At 71.8% G+C, this 999-nt stretch carries 2 protein-coding genes; both read left to right on the forward strand.

The window, feature by feature from the left end; all coding sequences use genetic code 11:
• Window positions 1-59: 59 nt before the first annotated feature.
• The gene (locus tag FNQ90_RS24660) at window positions 60-731 is read left to right on the forward strand and encodes a riboflavin synthase (RefSeq protein WP_182608361.1); all 672 of its coding nucleotides are present in this window, start codon (window positions 60-62) and stop codon (window positions 729-731) included.
• Window positions 728-999 (forward strand): nicotinamide mononucleotide transporter (locus tag FNQ90_RS24665; RefSeq protein WP_143625208.1); only part of this gene is annotated, 272 nt, incomplete at its 3' end. The genes FNQ90_RS24660 and FNQ90_RS24665, both read left to right, overlap by 4 nt.

Raw genomic sequence — 999 nt, forward strand, 5'->3', positions numbered from 1 at the left:
ACCCCACCCGTGTGGGAGTCCACCCCGACGTCGTGCCCGCACCCACCGAGGAGTCCCCCGTGTTCACCGGAATCGTTGAGGAACTCGGCGAGGTCGTCGCCGTCGAACGGCTCGAGGACGCCGCCCGCCTGCGGATCCACGGGCCCCGTGTGGTCTCGGACGCCCGGCACGGCGACTCGATCGCCGTCAACGGAGTCTGTCTGACCGTCGTGACGGTCGGGGACGGGGAGTTCACCGCCGACGTCATGGCCGAGACCCTCCACCGCTCCTCCCTGGCGGCCCTCGGCCCCGGCTCGCCGGTCAATCTCGAACGTGCCCTCGCGCTCGGCGCCCGCCTGGGCGGCCACATCGTGCAGGGTCACGTGGACGGCACCGGCGCCCTCGTCGAACGGATCCCCGGCGACCACTGGGAGACCGTCCGTTTCTCCGTGCCCGCGCACCTGTGCCGTTACATCGTGGAGAAGGGTTCGATCACCATCGACGGGGTGAGTCTGACCGTGGTCGAGGCACCGGTGACCGGGGGCGCCGGCGAGCCGGTCCTGGGCGTGGGCCTCATCCCCACCACGCTGGCCCTGACCACCCTCGGTCGCGTGCTTCCCGGGGACCCGGTGAACCTGGAGGTCGACGTGCTGGCCAAGTACGTCGAGCGTCTCCTCGCCCCCGGCTCGCCCGCCGTCGTGCCCGCCGTTCCGGGAACCGCTTCCGATCCGGCCGCGGAGGCGCGGGGATGAGCCTGTTCGACCAACTCAACTCCACCGCTTTCGAGATCGTCGGTCAGCGCGTCATCTGGTCCGATCTCGTCGGCAACCTCCTCGGCCTGACGGCCCTCGCCCTGGGGTGGCGTCGCTCGGTGTGGACCTGGCCGGTACAGGTGGCCTCCGGGCTGATCCTCGTGGCCGCCTACGCCTCCGCCGCGCTCGGCGGCGGGGTGGGCAAGCAACTGCTGGTGATGACCGTCGCCCTGTGGGGCTGGCGCCAATGGCGGGTGGGGGCCAGGGA

Source organism: Streptomyces alkaliphilus, from assembly GCF_014141535.1.
GTDB lineage: Bacteria > Actinomycetota > Actinomycetes > Streptomycetales > Streptomycetaceae > Streptomyces > Streptomyces alkaliphilus.